This is a genomic window from Candidatus Pelagibacter sp. HIMB1321 (assembly GCF_900177485.1).
Lineage (GTDB): Bacteria > Pseudomonadota > Alphaproteobacteria > Pelagibacterales > Pelagibacteraceae > Pelagibacter.
Genome location: NZ_LT840186.1, coordinates 1169153 through 1185882, shown reverse-complemented (window position 1 = coordinate 1185882; position 16730 = coordinate 1169153). Strand labels below are relative to the sequence as shown.

The 16730-nt window shown below is 29.4% G+C and carries 18 protein-coding genes and 1 tRNA gene; 10 read left to right on the top strand and 9 right to left on the bottom strand.

Annotation, left to right across the window (positions count from 1 at the left end):
* Nucleotides 1-3: 3 nt before the first annotated feature.
* Genes B9N70_RS06360 through hemC form a run of 4 tightly spaced genes read right to left on the bottom strand, consistent with a single transcriptional unit; the run spans nucleotide 4 to nucleotide 2999 of the window.
* A complete protein-coding gene (locus B9N70_RS06360; protein WP_085114956.1) occupies nucleotides 4-294 on the bottom strand; it encodes a YggT family protein in 291 nt (96 codons plus the stop codon).
* Nucleotides 291-1376: a mechanosensitive ion channel family protein gene (locus B9N70_RS06355; RefSeq protein ID WP_085114955.1), complete on the bottom strand. Its 1086-nt coding sequence runs from the start codon at nucleotides 1374-1376 to the stop codon at nucleotides 291-293. Before B9N70_RS06355 ends, B9N70_RS06360 begins: the two co-directional genes overlap by 4 nt.
* A 2-nt stretch (nucleotides 1377-1378) precedes the next feature.
* On the bottom strand, nucleotides 1379-2077 hold the full coding sequence (locus tag B9N70_RS06350; protein WP_085115140.1) for a uroporphyrinogen-III synthase: 699 nt from the start codon (nucleotides 2075-2077) through the stop codon (nucleotides 1379-1381).
* A 1-nt stretch (nucleotide 2078) separates the two neighbouring features.
* The gene (gene hemC / locus B9N70_RS06345; protein ID WP_085114954.1) at nucleotides 2079-2999 is read right to left on the bottom strand and encodes a hydroxymethylbilane synthase; all 921 of its coding nucleotides are present in this window, start codon (nucleotides 2997-2999) and stop codon (nucleotides 2079-2081) included.
* A gap of 39 nt (nucleotides 3000-3038) precedes the next feature.
* Between hemC and tsaD the strand changes: the two genes are divergently transcribed.
* The 3 genes from tsaD to acs are packed head-to-tail and all read left to right on the top strand — an operon-like array spanning nucleotide 3039 to nucleotide 6571.
* Nucleotides 3039-4109, top strand: a complete 1071-nt coding sequence (gene tsaD, locus B9N70_RS06340; RefSeq protein WP_085114953.1) for a tRNA (adenosine(37)-N6)-threonylcarbamoyltransferase complex transferase subunit TsaD — start codon at nucleotides 3039-3041, stop codon at nucleotides 4107-4109.
* Nucleotides 4109-4522, top strand: coding sequence for an EVE domain-containing protein (locus B9N70_RS07080; RefSeq protein ID WP_157101754.1), 414 nt, complete (start codon nucleotides 4109-4111; stop codon nucleotides 4520-4522). Before tsaD ends, B9N70_RS07080 begins: the two co-directional genes overlap by 1 nt.
* Nucleotides 4523-4537: 15 nt before the next feature.
* On the top strand, nucleotides 4538-6571 hold the full coding sequence (gene acs, locus B9N70_RS06335) for an acetate--CoA ligase (RefSeq protein WP_157101753.1): 2034 nt from the start codon (nucleotides 4538-4540) through the stop codon (nucleotides 6569-6571).
* On the opposite strand, the gene B9N70_RS06330 is transcribed toward acs, so the two are convergent.
* A complete protein-coding gene (locus tag B9N70_RS06330; RefSeq protein ID WP_085114952.1) occupies nucleotides 6568-7191 on the bottom strand; it encodes an esterase in 624 nt (207 codons plus the stop codon). The two genes, acs and B9N70_RS06330, sit on opposite strands and share 4 nt — an antisense overlap.
* Before the next feature lie 122 nt (nucleotides 7192-7313).
* On the opposite strand from B9N70_RS06330, the gene B9N70_RS06325 reads away from it, so the two are divergent.
* The 6 genes from B9N70_RS06325 to purH all read left to right on the top strand — a co-directional run bounded on the left by B9N70_RS06325 (nucleotide 7314) and on the right by purH (nucleotide 13672).
* Nucleotides 7314-7574 (top strand): DUF4212 domain-containing protein, encoded by a 261-nt coding sequence (locus B9N70_RS06325; RefSeq protein WP_085114951.1) that lies wholly within the window; start codon nucleotides 7314-7316, stop codon nucleotides 7572-7574.
* Nucleotides 7574-9388 carry a sodium:solute symporter family protein gene (locus B9N70_RS06320; RefSeq protein WP_085114950.1) on the top strand — a complete coding sequence of 605 codons (1815 nt, stop codon included), beginning with the start codon at nucleotides 7574-7576 and terminating at the stop codon, nucleotides 9386-9388. Before B9N70_RS06325 ends, B9N70_RS06320 begins: the two co-directional genes overlap by 1 nt.
* A 71-nt stretch (nucleotides 9389-9459) precedes the next feature.
* Nucleotides 9460-9816, top strand: coding sequence for a hypothetical protein (locus B9N70_RS06315; RefSeq protein WP_085114949.1), 357 nt, complete (start codon nucleotides 9460-9462; stop codon nucleotides 9814-9816).
* Nucleotides 9817-9844: 28 nt separating this feature from the next.
* Nucleotides 9845-10504: a ribulose-phosphate 3-epimerase gene (gene rpe, locus B9N70_RS06310; protein WP_085114948.1), complete on the top strand. Its 660-nt coding sequence runs from the start codon at nucleotides 9845-9847 to the stop codon at nucleotides 10502-10504.
* A gap of 4 nt (nucleotides 10505-10508) precedes the next feature.
* Complete coding sequence (locus B9N70_RS06305; protein ID WP_085114947.1) at nucleotides 10509-12137, top strand: heparinase II/III family protein; 1629 nt, start codon at nucleotides 10509-10511, stop codon at nucleotides 12135-12137.
* Nucleotides 12137-13672 carry a bifunctional phosphoribosylaminoimidazolecarboxamide formyltransferase/IMP cyclohydrolase gene (gene purH, locus B9N70_RS06300; RefSeq protein ID WP_085114946.1) on the top strand — a complete coding sequence of 512 codons (1536 nt, stop codon included), beginning with the start codon at nucleotides 12137-12139 and terminating at the stop codon, nucleotides 13670-13672. The genes B9N70_RS06305 and purH overlap by 1 nt, the downstream gene beginning before the upstream one ends.
* Here purH and B9N70_RS06295 read toward each other — a convergent pair.
* The 3 genes from B9N70_RS06295 to B9N70_RS06285 all read right to left on the bottom strand — a co-directional run bounded on the left by B9N70_RS06295 (nucleotide 13653) and on the right by B9N70_RS06285 (nucleotide 14922).
* Nucleotides 13653-14006, bottom strand: a complete 354-nt coding sequence (locus B9N70_RS06295; RefSeq protein ID WP_085114945.1) for a 4a-hydroxytetrahydrobiopterin dehydratase — start codon at nucleotides 14004-14006, stop codon at nucleotides 13653-13655. The genes purH and B9N70_RS06295 overlap by 20 nt on opposite strands.
* Nucleotides 13999-14835, bottom strand: a complete 837-nt coding sequence (locus tag B9N70_RS06290) for a sulfotransferase domain-containing protein (protein WP_085114944.1) — start codon at nucleotides 14833-14835, stop codon at nucleotides 13999-14001. The genes B9N70_RS06295 and B9N70_RS06290 overlap by 8 nt, the downstream gene beginning before the upstream one ends.
* Before the next feature lie 12 nt (nucleotides 14836-14847).
* A tRNA-Gly gene (locus B9N70_RS06285) sits at nucleotides 14848-14922 on the bottom strand.
* A 70-nt stretch (nucleotides 14923-14992) separates the two neighbouring features.
* Here B9N70_RS06285 and B9N70_RS06280 point away from each other — a divergent pair.
* On the top strand, nucleotides 14993-15640 hold the full coding sequence (locus B9N70_RS06280; protein WP_085114943.1) for an LON peptidase substrate-binding domain-containing protein: 648 nt from the start codon (nucleotides 14993-14995) through the stop codon (nucleotides 15638-15640).
* Between the two features lie 3 nt (nucleotides 15641-15643).
* Here the strand turns inward: B9N70_RS06280 and B9N70_RS06275 are convergent, their stop codons facing one another.
* A complete protein-coding gene (locus B9N70_RS06275) occupies nucleotides 15644-16714 on the bottom strand; it encodes an FAD-dependent monooxygenase (protein ID WP_085114942.1) in 1071 nt (356 codons plus the stop codon).
* Nucleotides 16715-16730 lie beyond the last annotated feature (16 nt).

Sequence of the window (16730 nt, the reverse complement as noted above, 5' to 3'; positions counted from 1 at the left end):
TATCTAAAATATCAAAGGAGCAATATAGAGTTTCATACAAATTTCAATGAACCAAATTAGTAAGAGAAGAATAATCGGTGAAATATCCAAAGATCCTAAATTTGGTAAAAATCTTCTTATTCGATTTAAAAAAGGTTCTGTTAACTTATAGGTGAGTTCTAATATTGAATATACAAATCTATTATGTGTATTTAAAATATTAAAGGCAATTAACCAACTTATAATTACATTGGCTATAACAACGTAAGAATAAAGTTTTAATATCTGTAATATCAGATAAAAAATAGCAATCATTTCTTTTCGATGTAAATTGACTGACTTGGAAAAGCAAATGATGCTTTGTTACCTTCAACTATCTGCTTTATTTCGATTGCAAGTCTTTCCTTTACTTCCAACCAATCGTTCCAGCTATTTGATTTTGTAAAACATCTCACCAATAAATCTATTGAGCTATCTGAAAATTTTTCAATTCTTACAGCTACTCCTGCGCTTTGATTAAAGTCTTCACTTTTATTAATATATGCCTCGATCTCATCTCTTATTTTTTTTAATTGATCTATCGTGGTATCGTATTGAAGGGTAATGGCCCATCTTATTCTCCAATTAGAAGTTTCACTAACATTAGTTACAGCGTTTTCTGCAAATTGAAAATTTGGGATGATTGCTAACGATTTATCAAACTTTCTTATTGATGTTGATCTAAAACCAATTTTTTCAACTATCCCCTCTATAACGCCATCAACAGAGATCCAGTCTCCAATTTTAAATCTTTTTTCAACTAAAACTAAAATCCCTGAAATTAAATTTTTAAATAAATCCTGAGCACCTAAAGCAACAGCAACACCAAACAATCCAAGTCCAGCAATTATTGGCCCTATTTTTATTCCCCATAGTTCAAGAACTGCTGCAAGCCCCAAAATAAAGATTAAAATTTTTAATGATTTTATGATCCAACCAATTAACTCTCGTGTAAGTAATTGATCCAATCCGCTTAAAACATATGAGATAGGTTCAATAATTTGATGAATAATCCAAAAAATTAAAATTGTTATTAGAGTTCTATTGATTGTGTCGACTATTTCTCTGCCTTCTGACGAAAAAGACATGTAATAGCTAGCAATAAAAAAACCAATTACGATTGGAAAAAATCTTGCAGGACCGACTAGAGAGCTTACAAAAGTATCGTCTAATTTGTTGGTAGTTTTTTTAGAGATTAATTCTAACTTTTTAATAATCAATTTACTAATTATGCCTCTGAAAATTAAAAAGACTAAAAAAATTCCTATACCAATTAAAATCTGAAATATATCAACCCCAAGTATTCCTTTGTCCCAAACTGACAAAAATATTTCAGAAAAATTATTTAATAATTCCATGATTAAATTTTATATAACAAAAACTCTTCTTCTCCAGGATTAAAAAGAAAAATTTTTTTCCATTTAATTTCATTCAATATTGATGAGGTTTTTTCACCCATGCACATCAAATTTGTCTCCATCCAAAAGCTTTGTAAATTTTCATTTTTTATAAAATTTAAAAAACTTAAAGCGCTGTTATATGAATATATATAAACAATATTGGGAATATTAACCTTTAATTTTTCAACAAAATTATCATCGTAAATCTTATTATGATTTGTCTTATAATTAATTAGTCTTTTAACTGAGTACCCATCATTGATTAGTTGTTGGTCCAAATCTGATGAAATGATTTCACCACTTACATAAACTATTTCGCCATCAGATGGATCAAAATTTTGCAATATTAATTCCTTAAGATTTCTTACATTGCCTTCTGCAACAATTATGTTTTGAAAGCCAACACTTTTAGCTTTCTTTTCAGTCGCTAATCCAACACAAAAACATTTAATATTTTTATCAATATCTTGTGTTTCTAAAAATTTAATCGCATTTGCACTTGTAAAAATAATACTTTTACAATCACTTAATTTTTTTTGATCATAGTTAACTTTTTCTATGACCAACAAAGGTAAATGAGAAACTATATGCCCAAGTTCCTTAAATCGAAAAATTAAATCTGAACAATCTTCAAGTTGTCTTGTTAAGAGTATATGCATTTTATTTTTTATAGTCTCCATTAGACTTGTCTTTTAGAATTTTGCCTATTTCTAAGCCTATTTTATCAAATTCATTAATGCTTCTTTTTTCTTTTTCAAAATACCTTTTTTTGCCGTCTAAAGAAAATAATTCTGCTTCAAGAGCAATTTCGTTATTTTTTAAAACAGCATGAGCTCCTACCGCTGTTTCACAATCTCCTTCTAAAATTTTTAATATATCTCTTTCAGCTATTGCACATTTGTAAGTATCTGGATCATTTATTTTGTTTAATAAATCAATTATTGAAAAATTATTTTCCTTGCATTGGGCACATATTATACCTTGCCCTGCACTTGGAATAATTTCATTGGTTAAAAATATTTGAGTTATTTCTGTTTCTAACTCTAAAGATTTGATACCTGCTAACGATAAAATTATTGCATCATACAAACCCTCTTTCAGTTTTCTAAGTCTTGTATCAACATTGCCCCTTATTAATTTACAAGAAACATTCTCTTTCAATCTGTTAATTTGAAACTCTCTTCTATAAGATGAAGTACCTATTATTGATTTATCTTTAAGCTCTTCAAGTTTAACTCCATTTCTACTAATTAAAATTTCCCTAGGATCATTTCTTTTTAAAAAAAAATTTGATAGCAAACCTTTTGTCTCTATGGCTGGCATATCTTTAAGTGCGTGAACAGCTATATCTATGTTGTCTTCTAAAAGTTCTTTTTCAATATTTTTTGAAAATAATCCCTTGCCCCCCACTTCCGACAATCTTTTATCCTGAACTTGATCACCTTTTGTGATTATTTCTTTAATTATAATTTCATCTTCATGAAATTGTGAATTTTCTAAAATTTTATTTTTTACTTTTTGAGCATAAATAAGAGCTAATTTACTTCCTCTTGAACCAATTATAATTTTTTCTTTTTTCATACTTGTAATGAGATTGTACTATTAATAGAACCTATTTGAATGAGCAAAAAGCCAATAATTCTTGGAATCGAGTCGAGCTGTGATGAAACAGCAGCCTCAGTAATAACTGAAAATGAGCAAGGAATACCAATAATTTTATCAAATATTGTTTCTAGCCAGGTTGAGGTTCATAAAGAGTTTGGTGGTGTAGTGCCAGAACTTGCAGCTAGAGCACATATAGAAAAAATTGATTGGATTGTTCAAAAAGCAATTGATGAAAGTAAAATTAAAATAGAAAATATTGATGCTGTAGCGTCTACTGCTGGTCCGGGTTTAATTGTTTGTCTGTCTGTTGGTCTTAGTTTTGGAAAATCATTTGCCTCAGCAATGAATATTCCTTTTATTTCTGTTAATCACTTGGAAGGTCATGCTTTAAGTCCCAAGTTAAATTCGGTACTTAATTATCCATATTTATTATTGTTAATTTCAGGAGGTCATTCTCAATATTTATCAGTTGAAGGAATTGGAAATTATAAGAGATTAGGAACCACAATTGATGATGCGCTTGGCGAAGCTTTTGATAAAACCGCAAAACTCCTTGGGATAGAATTTCCTGGTGGACCACAAATTGAAATATTGGCTGAAAAAGGAGATCCAGATAAATATCAATTACCAAAACCTATATTCCATAAAGGTGGCTGTAATCTTTCTTTTGCTGGTTTAAAAACTGCAATATTAAAAGTAAGTAAAAATATTAAAAGTGAACAAGACAAATTTGATATTGCTGCATCATTTCAAAAAACAATTTTGGAAATCATGTATAAAAAAACAAAAAATGCTTTTACTGAATATGAAAAAAATAATTTAAATAACAAAACGTTTGTTGTTGCGGGTGGTGTTGCTGCTAATAAAAAAATTAGATCTATGCTGATTAATCTTTGTGAAGAAAATAACTATAAGAGCATATTTCCTCCAATAAACTTATGTGGGGATAATGCTGCAATGATAGCAATGGTTGGTTTAGAAAAATTTAAATTAAAACAATTTAATAATTTAGATTTTCCTGCTAAACCGAGATGGCCCTTAGATGAAAGTGCAGCTTTTTTAAAAGGTGCTGGAGTAAAATTGTAATGCAATATTGGTTAATGAAATCAGAGCCTGATGTTTGGTCTATCGATCAACAAATAAAAGCTGGTTCAAAAGGTGCACCCTGGGATGGTGTAAGGAATTATCAAGCAGCAAAAAATTTAAAATCTATGAAAAAAGGTGACCAATGTTTTTTTTATCATTCAAATATTGGGAAAGAAATTGTTGGAATAGTTGAGGTTATTAAGGAGGCTTATTTAGATAAAACTGATAAAACAGGCAAATTTGTTGCGGTAACGGTTAAATTTTTGAAAAAACTTGATAGACCAATTACACTCGAAGATATCAAAAAAGTTAAGGAATTGAGCCATTTATCTCTAATAAAACAGAGTAGACTGTCAGTTATGCCTATAGATTCTAAAAGCTGGAAAATTTTAAATAAGATGAGTAAAGTTTAAGAAAAAAAAATTAACATGCCAAAAAAAAAGAAAAAGGTTTCTAAAAAAGTTACTAAGAAGAAAGTAAAAAAAGTTTCAAAGAAAAAAAGTAAAAAAATTAAATCAAAAGAGCAAACTGAATTAATAATTAAAACTAGACCTGAATGGATTAAAGCTAGTTTAGCAAATAAGGCCACATACCAAAAAAAATATAGCGACTCTATTAAAAATAATAATGAATTTTGGAAAAAAGAAGGGAAAAGAATAACTTGGATTAAACCTTATAAAAAAATTAAAGATGTAAAATATAGCACAAAAGAAGTTAAGATTAATTGGTATCAAGATGGAACTTTAAATGCTTCAGCAAATTGTATCGATAGACATTTAAAAGATAAAAAAGATAAAACTGCAATTATTTGGGTTGGTGATGATCCAAAAGATAGTCAAAAAATTTCTTATAAACAATTGCATCAAAAAGTTTCTAAAGCCGCTAATGGTTTAAAAAAACTTGGTATTCAAAAAGGTGATAGAGTTACAATTTATTTAACCATGATACCTGAGCTTTCAATTTTGATGTTGGCTTGTGCAAGAATTGGTGCTGTTCACTCTATTATTTTTGGAGGATTTTCTGCAGACTCTATTTCTGGCCGTGTTAATGATTGTGAATCTGAATATATCATAACTGCAGACGAAGGTGTTAGAGGTGGAAAAACTATACCTCTTAAAGCGACAACTGACGAAGCATTACTAAGTTGTCCCAATGTTAAAAAATGTATTGTTGTAAAAAGAACAGGAAATGAAATTGGTTGGAATGATAATAGGGATGTTTGGTATCATGATTTAATAAAAGATGTTTCATCTCACTGTGAGCCGGAAGAGATGAATGCAGAAGATCCTTTATTTATTCTTTACACATCAGGATCAACTGGAAAACCTAAAGGCGTTCTTCATACTACCGGTGGCTACATGGTTTATGCATCAATGACACATCAATATATTTTTAACTATAAACAAAAAGATATTTATTGGTGTACTGCTGACATTGGCTGGGTAACAGGTCATAGCTATATTATTTATGGTCCACTCGCAAATGGAGCAACAACTATAATGTTTGAAGGAATACCAAATTATCCAGATAGTTCTCGTTGGTGGCAAATAATTGATAAATATAAGGTTAATACTTTTTATACTGCACCAACTGCAATACGAGCTCTGATGAGAGAAGGTGATGGACCAGTAAATAAAACTTCTAGAAAATCTTTAAAACTTCTAGGAACTGTTGGAGAACCAATAAATCCTGAGGCTTGGATGTGGTATTATAAAACTGTTGGAAATTCAAAATGTCCGATAGTTGATACATGGTGGCAAACAGAAACAGGTGGAATAATGATAGCACCTCAAACAGGTGCAATTCCTCTAAAACCTGGTTCGGCAACTAAGCCTTTTTATGGAATTAAACCTGTTTTGCTAGATAAAGACGGAAAAGAGATAAAAGGTGCTGGTGAAGGAAGACTTTGTATCGCTCAGTCTTGGCCAGGCCAAATGAGAACTGTTTATGGAGATCATCAAAGATTTATTGATACTTATTTTTCTCAATTTGATGGAAAATACTTCACAGGTGATGGCTGCAGAAGAGATGAGGATGGTTATTATTGGATCACAGGAAGAGTGGATGACGTAATTATAGTTTCAGGACACAATCTTGGTACTGCAGAAATAGAAAGTGCTTTTGTTGCGCATCCAAAAGTTGCTGAAGCAGCTGTAGTTGGTTACCCGCATGATATTAAAGGTAATGGTTTGTATTGTTATGTAACTTTAAATGCTGGCGAACAAGAAACTGGAGAGTTAGAGAGAGATCTAAAACTTTGGGTTAGAAAACAAATTGGTCCTTTAGCTACACCTGATTTAATTCATTTTACTCCAGGACTTCCAAAAACAAGATCTGGAAAAATTATGAGAAGAATTTTAAGAAAAATTGCTGCTAATGAACATGGTCAACTTGGTGACACCACAACTTTAGCAGATCCAAGTGTTGTACAAAGTTTAGTGGATAATAGAAAAAATATTTAAAACTGAATTCTATCCTTAAACTCTTTTTTAATAATATCCCATTTCAAAATAACAGAATTTAGAACAATCTTACGATCAAGAGTTTTTAATTCTTCAGCTATTGGTGCCCATTCATACAACGATAAAGCACTAGGATTAAAGGGAAGGTTTGAATAATACTTGTCCCAATTAATTGTTTGAAACCTTTCTTCAAAATTTTTTTTTGTTTTTTCAATAATATCTAGCGGCATATTATTTGTGGTTTCATCGTCTAAAATTTTTAAAAAAATCTCTTTAGATTTACTAATGTCTTGAAAGTTAAAATTAACTTTTAAAAAAGAAAATGTGAAAAAAGTTAAATCTTGGAGTGCTACAGCATAGATATTCCATTTTGCTTCATTTACAGATTTCATAAACTCATCATTATCAAAATGAAGAACATATCTTGTTCCCATTCTTGTTTTAAGATAACTGTAAAGTGTAACTTGAGAAACCCAAGCTGACTTTGTTTGAATAAATTCCTCTAATTGATCTAAGTTTTGAATTTTTGATTTAGGAATAAAAGCTTTGAACAATGAAAAAAAATAAACTTTAAAATCATTTAGTGATAAATCTCTCCAGGTAAGTTTAAAATTTTTCATATATTAACATTTTTAATAGAATTTAGGGCAAAAACGAACCTAATGTGAGCATTTTTAACACTTTTAATCTGTTTCATAATGGGTATGGTTTTCACAGTTATAACTAAAAGAGAGAGGTATAAATGGCAAAAAATGCACAACACTGGGAAAAGACCAAGGGTTTGCTAATTGTTACATTAGTAATTTGGGCTATTTTCTCAATGGGTATCTTCCTTTTTGGAGCTGAATTAAATGAGATGACGGGACCTTTTGGATATCCGTTAACTTATTGGTTCACTTGTCAAGGTTCTCTTGCAATATTTGTAATCCTGATTTTCTGGTTTGCAGGTAGACAAGAAAAAATTGATGAAGAATTCGGCTTTAGTGAAAAAGGAGACGACTAATGATAAAAGGTAATTTTATAGACAATTTGCCTAAGGTTTATGGAATCTATACAGGTGGTTTTATAGCTTTCATATTACTGATGGCAATTGGTGAGTCGATGGGTATGTCTGCAAAAGCAATAGGTATTTGCTTTGTAGGTTTTACCATTTTCATCTACGCAGCAATTGGTTGGCTATCTAGAACAGCTCAAGCGAGTAACTATTATGTAGCTGGAAGATCAGTTCCAACTGTATTCAACGGAATGGCAACAGCAGCCGACTGGATGTCTGGTGCTTCATTCGTTGCAATGGCAGGTGGTATTTACTTCAAAGGTTATGGATACATGGCGTTGCTTGTTGGTTGGACAGGTGGTTATGTTTTGGTTGCAACTTTATTAGCACCATATCTAAGAAAATTTGGCTGTTACACAGTTCCAGATTTCGTAGGTACAAGATACGGTGGTAATGCAGCTAGACTACTTGCTGTAATCGTTTTAACGGTTGCTTCATTTACCTATGTGACTGCTCAAATTAACGCTACAGGTACTATTGCAGCTGTTGCACTAGATATCCCGTTCCAATACGCAGTATACGTTGGACTAGTAAGTATTTTATTATGTTCAATGCTTGGTGGTATGAGAGGGGTAACTTGGACGCAAGTTGCGCAATACATTGTACTAATTATAGCTTATCTACTTCCAGTATTCTGGATCAGTAACAACATCGGTGCGGGTTTCTTCCCTCACTTTATGTTAGCTGATGAAGTTGCTAGAATTGGTGAGTTAGAACAACAGTTTGGGTTTGTTAAAAACTCTGCTGCTGATTTAGCTACAGTACCTAAAGGGTTAGCTGGTATTACTAAGGCTCACTCTGAAGTTAACGCAACACCTTGGGCTTTCATCTCATTAGCATTAGCGATGATGATGGGAACAGCTTCATTACCACACGTAATGATGAGGTTCTTTACAACTCCAAGCGTAAAAGCAGCTAGAAAATCAGTAGGTTGGTCAGTATTCTTTATCTTCCTACTTTATTCATCTGCTCCAATGTTAGCGACGCTTTCTAAACTTGCGCTAATTGACCCGAACTTACCAACAGGTATTATCGGTAAATCAATTGCAGAAGTTCAAGCGATCGATTGGTATCAAAACTGGAACTCAGCTAATCTGATGTTTGTCAGCGACTTTAACGGAAATGGAACTGTTGAATTAAACGAGTTCTTCATGGGTGGTAAAGCCGTTGTATTAGCAACACCAGAAATAGCAGGATTACCATATGTAATCTCAGGTCTAGTTGCTGCTGGAGGATTAGCAGCTGCGATGTCAACTGCGGATGGTTTAATTCTAGCGATTGCAAATGCAATCTCTCACGACGTTTACTACAAAATGGTAGACCCGAAAGCAGAGACTGCAAAACGACTAGTTGTTGCAAGGGTCTTACTTGTAGTAATTGGTTTCGCTGGTGCAACTATTGCAGCCATGGAGATCCAAGGAATCTTAGGTTCAGTAATCTGGGCTTTTGATTTTGCGATGTCTGGATTGTTCTGGCCACTTGTACTTGGTGTATGGTGGAAGAGAGCTAACAAAGAAGGTGCTATAGCTGGTATGGCTTTAGGATTAATTTCTGGATTTGCGTATTTAATTTGGGTACGTAATGGTGGAAGTGGATTCTTAGGAATTACTCAGTTAACATTTGGTATCTTCGGATCTACTGTTAGTTTAGTAGCAATGATTGTTGTAAGTCTTATGACTTCAGAGCCAAGTGCTGCTACTCAGAAAATGGTTGACGACTCAAGGGTACCTGCGGGTAACGCTGTAATCGGCGGCCAAAAATAAATAATCTTTTTAAAGGGGCGATTAATTTCGCCCCTTTTATTTCATTTCATTATCCAATATAAATTTCTTTAATGTCTGCTAACTTTCATCCTCTAGTCTATATAATTGACTATATTCTTGGAATTATCATGTGGACCTTAGTTGGAAGAGTTGCAATGAACATATTCCAAAGAGAAGACTCTCAATTCTTCTTTATGAAAGCCTTTGTAAAGTTTACAAATCCACTATTAAAAGTATTCAAACCCGTTACACCTAAGTTTATTATTCAACCGCTTGTACCTCTATATGTGGCTTGGTTCTTCTTTATGATTAGATTTTATTTAATGCCTTATCTATTAGGCTATTCGGTTATGGGGATGCTATCATTTCCTCTTGAAAGCGAAATATCTAGACAGATTTATCAATTTTTTAATTCAATAAAATTTTAAAAGTTGATACTAATAAATTTAGTATCAAATGAAAAAAATACAGATCTCACCCTCAATATTATCAGCTGATTTTAGCCAATTAGGTAATGAAATTAAGAGATTAGAAGAAGGAGGCGCTGATTTAATCCATGTTGATGTAATGGACGGTCACTTTGTACCAAATTTAACGATTGGGCCTCCTGTAATTAAAGCTTTAAAAAAAAATTGCTCTATAAAATTTGATGTACATTTAATGATCTCACCAGTGCATAAATATATTGATGCTTATGCTGATGCGGGTGCTGATATTATTACATTTCATCCAGAAGCAACTGATGATTTGTCAGCTTCAATTAAAAAGATTAAAGATTTAGGTAAAAAAGTTGGAGTATCTTTAAATCCTGAAACAAAAGTAAGTGTGATTAAGGATTACCTAGATCAAATTGATTTAATACTGGTAATGAGTGTTAATCCTGGATTTGGTGGTCAAAAGTTTATGCCGGAAGTTTTAGAAAAAATTAAAGAACTAAGAAATATTCAAAAGGAAAAAAATGTTGATTTTGATATTGAAATAGATGGTGGAATTAATTTTGAAAATTCAAAGATAGCTATTGAGGCGGGAGCCAATATTTTAGTTTCTGGAACTACTATTTTTAAAAGTAATAACGGTGACATTAAAAAGAACATAGATTTATTAAAATCAAAATAAATAAATGATTTTAAGAAACTTCTTAAATTTCATTATTCAATTTCTAAAAAATTTAAATCAACAGTTTAGAAAAATTTATTTAAATTCAAATTTTTATGACAGAAAAATTTCTAAAATTCATAATGAAGAATTTGTTTATAAGCCAAGTCCACATCTTCTATCTTCACTAATAAATTATCAAACAACAAAGATAAATGTAGATAGTATTTCTACAGAGAATTTATGGGATAATGAAAATATTAATAATAATAATTTTAAAAGACTAAACAATTTCTACTGGTTTTTTACCCTTGATTTAAAATCTTCAAAAAAGAATACACAAAAAATTATATCTGACTGGATAGAAAAAAATTATAAGTATAATTCAAATAGTTGGGAATTTGATCTTACTTCTAAAAGAATAATAGCTTGGCTATCTAATCATACTTTAACAATTGAACAGGCGGATAAAAGTTATCTAGAAATATTTAACGGAATGATTCAAAAACAAACCAATCATTTAATTGGTGAAATAAACCATTCAAAAAACACAAATGATAAAATAATAGGATGTGCTGCAATCATTTTAGTTGGACTAAGTTATAAAGATGAAAAAAAATATCTTTCATATGGTCTGAATTTATTAAATAAAATTTGCAATTCAGAATTTGATAATTATGGATTTACAAAATCAAGAAGTATTAAACAGTTAATTTTTTATCTTAAATATCTTATCTTAATTCGGGAATGGTTTAAAGAAGCTCAGGTTGAAGTACCAGATTTAATCAATGAAACTATATTTTATTTAGGACAAGGCTATGCTTTTACTTGGCAAAACATTAAATCTGACATTCTAATGAATGGGAACAATGTCTCAAATAATTTAGAATTTGATCATTATTTAAGAAGATTTACTTATAAATTTAAAAATGAAAATAAAGAGTTTGGTGGATACGCTATTTTACATGACAAAAAAATAGCTTTAGTAATGGATGTTGGTGAACCTCCCTCAATAAACTCTTCTAATGAATATCAATCAGGATCATTATCTTTTGAGATAATTTCTAATGGAAAAAAACTAATAAGTAATTGCGGGTATTATACAGGTGATAATGAAAAGCTTAAAGAATTGTCTAAATCAACAGCAACACATAATACATTAATTCTTGATGACAATTCCTCGTGTAAGTTTAAAAAAACTAACAAAAATTTCTTATTAAAGGATGGATTAAAAGTATTAAAGAAAAACATAGTTTTTGAAAAAAATTACTGGAAGATAAGTGCCTCCCATGATGGATATAACAAAAAATATAGCGCAATTCATGAGAGAAATATTGAATACTATCCAGAGCAATTTAAATTTGTTGGCACTGATAAAGTTACGATTAAAAAAACTAATCTGAATTTAAAATTTGATATACGTTTTCATTTAGAGCCAAATGTTAAATTAATGAAAACTCAGGACAACAATGCAGTTTTTATAGAACTTGAGGATGAAGGATGGAAGTTTACATGTAATAACTTCAACATTGACATTGATAATGGCTTATATTTTGGTAATAAAAATTCATACAGCCAAAATCAAAATATTTTTATTTCAGGCATAATAAACAACCATAGTGAGAATATTGTTTGGCAATTAAATAAAATTTAATGAAAAAAATTAAAAGAGCTTTAATCTCAGTATCAGACAAAAAAGACCTTAAACCCTTATTAAGTGTATTAAAAAAATTTAAAGTTGAAATTATTAGTTCCGGGGGAACATATAAAGAAATTAAAAAACTAAGGTATGCATGTACGGAGGTTTCAGATTACACTGGATCACCTGAAATTTTGGGCGGGAGAGTAAAAACATTACATCCTAAAATTCACGCTGGTATATTGAATAAGAGAAATAATAAATCTCATCATCAAGATTTAATTGATAATAATTTTGATAATATAGATTTAGTTATTGTTAATTTTTATCCTTTTGAACAGACTTTAGAAAATACATCAAATCATAAAAAGATTATTGAAAATATAGATGTGGGTGGACCAACTATGGTTAGAGCTGCAGCAAAAAATTATAATGATGTTACGGTTATTACTTCAAATTCTCAATATGAGGAGCTGATTAATGAATTGACAAGATTAAATGGTTCAACATCATTAGAATTTAGACAAAAAATGTCTCGTACAGCATTTACAGAAACAGCCTATTATGATGCTTTAATATCAAATTACTTCAATAAAATTACAAATAATCACTTTCCAGAAAAAAAAATTATTTCTGGTAATTTAGTTGAGAAACTAAGATATGGAGAAAATCCTCATCAAGAAAGTGCTATTTATTCTAAAAATAAAACTTTAGACATTATACAATTACACGGCAAACAATTAAGTTATAACAATTATAATGATATTTTTGCAGCATTAACTATCTCAAAATCTTTACCAAAAAATACTGGTGTAGTTATAATTAAACATGCAAATCCTTGCGGTGTATCTGCTCTTAAAGATCCTGTTAAATGTTATAAATCAGCTCTAGCTTGTGATCCTGTAAGTGCTTTTGGTGGTATTGTTTCTTGTAATTTCAAAATTAATAAAAAGTTAGCACTTGAACTTCAAAAATTATTTCTTGAAGTGATAATTGGAGATAATTTTGATGCTGAAGCTTTAAGAATTTTGAAGAAAAAGAAAAATTTACGATTAATTGATGCTTCTAATTTCCATTCTAGCGAAATTTTAAAATTTATATCTGCTAATCAAAATATATTAATACAATCAGAAGATAGTAAAATTTTTTCAAAAAAAGATTTCGCTGTAGTTTCAAAGAAAAAACCCACAAAATCTCAATTTGATGATCTAATATTCGCACTTAATGTTTGTAGATTTGTTAAATCTAATGCAATTGTTTTATCCTCAAACAAAACAACTGTTGGGATTGGCTCTGGTCAACCTAGTAGATTGGATAGTTGTCAAATCGCAATCAATAAAATGAAAAAATTTACAAATCCTTCTACTGATATCGTTGCAGCTTCAGATGCCTTTTTCCCCTTTGTTGATGGTATTGAAAAATTAATTCAATCAGGAGTAAAAGCTGTCATCCAACCGTCAGGTTCTATTAATGACAAAGAAATTATAAAATTTGCAAATGAAACTAATACTGTTTTAATTTTTTCAAAGACTAGGCATTTTCGTCATTAATAATTTGGTCAATTTTAGTAGCTAAAATGAAGTCATTTTCAGATAAACCTTCGATTGCATGTGTTGTTATATTAATTTTTGCATAACCCCATCCAAAATTAATATCAGGGTGATGTCCTTCTTCCTCTGAAATTTCACTAACTTTATTCACAAAAATTTGGCTTTCTTTAAAATTATTAAAATTAAAATTTTTCTCTAAAAAATAAATATCTTTATTACCCTTTATAATATCCCATCCATCAACTTTTTTTTGATATTTATGAATTTCTGAAATATCAAAAGGAATAGCTCCACCTTCACATGCAGTACAATTTTTATTTTTTAAATCACTCATAATTAAGCTCTTTTAATTCCTCTAAAAATTGAGATGTAATTTTTATTGATATTTCTTTTGGTAGGATTTTTTGCCAATTATTTTTAAAACCTAAGTTAAAAAAGTTTGTCTTCTCATTTCTGTCATAAGCTAAGCTCTCACCAAAACCATTCAAATTTTCTTTTTTTTTCAAACTATCAAAACTTGTTGTTTCAAGTGAATTTTCAAATTTTCTTTTGTCTATAGGCTTATTTTCTTGGGTTAATTCTTCAATAAAATTTATGATTTTTTCAAACTCTTTAAAGGTATTATTATACAAATCCTCATATTTAATAAATAATGTTTTAAATTTAAAATTTTGTTTCCATGATTTATAATGGTTTGACCAACTTCCCAAAAAAGTAAATGTACTACAATCGCCATCTGCCGTCTTTCTAGATAATGATGCCTTGTCATCTGTCATTTTAATTAATGCTTGATCTAAAGTTAATGAAAAATGATTACACATTGATGTAATTATATTTCTTGGATCTCTTACAATATAAATTGCTCCTAAAGTTTCAGAATCTGATGTGAAGTTGTTACCATAATAATTTTCAAATGTATTATGAGTTTTTAAAAAGTATGTCTTTTTTTTATCAAAAAAAAATCTTTGATTATTTATCCAGTTTTCTGCAGCATTAACAAAAGTATAAGATTTATAATTTGTAAATCGTTGTGACGGAAACTGTTCGATATTTAATAATAAATCAAAATCAAATTTTCCATTTTTAGAATAATAGTAAGCCGATAGGAAAGACCTCACATATGTATTTCCACTTTTAGGATAAGATGCAATCCAAATTATCATTATTTTAAATTTTGGAGCGGGCAAAGGGGGTCGAACCCTCGACCTTCTCGTTGGCAACGAGACGCTCTACCACTGAGCTATGCCCGCATTTAAAAAACAGTATAGTTAGCTAATTTTTTTAATTCAAGCAATATTAAATATGATATAAATATGAAAAATGAAAAAAGAAGAATTACCAAACACAATTCCTGTATTCCCTTTGAGTAATTTTATAATATTTCCAAAAACAACTGTTCCTCTTAATATATTTGAGCCAAGATATATTGAGATGATTAACGATAGTATGAAAACAAATAAATTTATTGGCATGATACAGCCAAAATCCACTAATGAAGAAAAATCAATTATCCCATCTCTACATAAAATTGGCTGCTTGGGTAAAATTACAAGTTTTAAAGAAACAGATGATGGTAGATATTTAATTGATCTAAAAGGAATAATCAGATTTAAAATTTTAAAAGAAATACAAGCTAATAAACCTTATAGAAATTGTGAAGTAAATTTTGATGATTATTTAAATGATCTAAGTGAAAAAAAAGAAGATCTAAAATTTTCTGATTTGGAGTTAATTTTTAAAGATTTAAAACAATTATTTGAAAAAAGAGGCTTTATAATTAATTGGAAAGCATTAGAAAAACAAAGTTTAGATGAAACAATTAATGCGTTAGCAATGGCTTCTCCATTTAGTCTAGAAGAAAAACAAGTTTTGTTAGAAGCAGTTAACTTAAATTTAAGAAAAAATAAAATTGCCGAAATATTGTCAACTTACACGTTTGATGAATATAATAATACAACTCTACAATAATTCTTAATAACGAATACCACTATCTGCAAATTTTTGAAGAAATTGTTTTACGACTTTATTGCTTCCAATAACACTTATTGACTTTTTCAATAAATCAGAATTGATCTTACTTTCCAAATTAAAAAATTCATAAATCCAATCTATACCTGATGAAAAAATAAAATTTTTGCTTTGGGAATTTTTTTGAAATTCCTGGCAAATAGATTCATCTAAATCCAATCCCAAATTAATCCTTTCATCAATTAAACTAGATAGAAATTTAATATCACGTAATGACATGTTAAATCCCTGACCCGCTAGAGGATGTATTTTATGAAGTAAATCCCCGAAAGCTAAAATATTACCTTTATAATAATTTCTTAAACTTGAAGACTTTAATTGAAAATTTCTCCAAACATGAATTCTTTTGATGGAATAGATGGGATTATATTTTTTAACTAAATCGTTCATTTCCAAATCACTTTTTTTTTTAGATGTATTTAAAGAATACACAATTGAGGTTTCTGTATTTGAAATTGGAAGAAAAGCTATTGGGCCAATTTTTGTAAAATTTTGGTAAGCAGTATGATTTTTAATTTTTTTATGAATAATTGTAGTTATATAAGCACTGCTATCATATTTTTTTTCAATTTTAGATGAAAAAAATTTCTTAATAATAGAATGTGTTGGATCAGAGTTAAAAACTAATTTATATTTGCTTTTATCTACATCATAACTTTCTTTAAATCTTACAAATTTACTTTTTTTTAATTTATTAAATAATAATTTATGTAGTTTATTGTTTCGAATTATTGAGAAAATTTGATTATCTTTATTATTAAATTTCAGCAGTTCTTCTTTATTATTTTTTTCAGTGTAAATTTTTATGTTTTTAATTTCCCACAAAATTTCTTTAATATCTAGAATTTCATTGTTAAAATAATCTATATTTGATTTAGATATCCCTAATGTCCGGGATTGATCTTTTAAATCATTTTTTTTTGTAGCGTAAATATCTACAAATAAGTCTTTTTGAATTAAAACATTTGCAAGAGTTAAACTAACCAAACCATTGCCTATTACACAAACTTTCATAACAAATTAATTTTAA